This is a genomic window from Alcaligenes sp. 13f (assembly GCF_020496585.1).
GTDB classification, from domain to species: domain Bacteria; phylum Pseudomonadota; class Gammaproteobacteria; order Burkholderiales; family Burkholderiaceae_B; genus Alcaligenes; species Alcaligenes phenolicus.
This window is the reverse complement of sequence record NZ_JAHKKC010000071.1, coordinates 1-421: the sequence shown is the minus strand read 5'-3', so window position 1 is coordinate 421 and position 421 is coordinate 1. Positions and strand designations below refer to the sequence as shown.

Genomic DNA, 421 nt, shown 5'->3' with positions numbered 1-421 from the left:
TCAATAGTGCGCCCGGGATGCGAGGAACAATATAGACAAGACCAGGAGAAAATGAAAAAGCAGTCAGAAGAAAAGCCACAGACTAAGACTTCATCAGCAGAGACTGCACCGGAACAAGAAGAAGCGGTCGAAGAGGAACAACCAACAGAAGAACAGACCTCCCCGAAGCCGGAACAGACCAATATGGACGGATGGCAAGGGTTGCTGACCTCTTTCGGACTCAATGGCATTAGCGACATTGGACACAATATCGGATATGTACTGGCCATGCTACCTGACATGCTTGTAGGAGTCTTCACGGGAAAAACAAAGTCAATCAATCTGAAGGACAATATGATGCCTATTGCCAGTATCGTTACAGGCATGTTTGTCAAGAATCCAATCCTGAAAATGATACTTATCGGTATGGGAGGACTCAATC

General features: G+C 46.1%; 1 protein-coding gene. It reads left to right on the top strand.

Features of this window, described 5'->3' with window-relative positions:
* Nucleotides 1–51 precede the first annotated feature (51 nt).
* Nucleotides 52–421 (top strand): hypothetical protein (locus tag KOE80_RS20180; protein ID WP_264180323.1); only part of this gene is annotated, 370 nt, incomplete at its 3' end.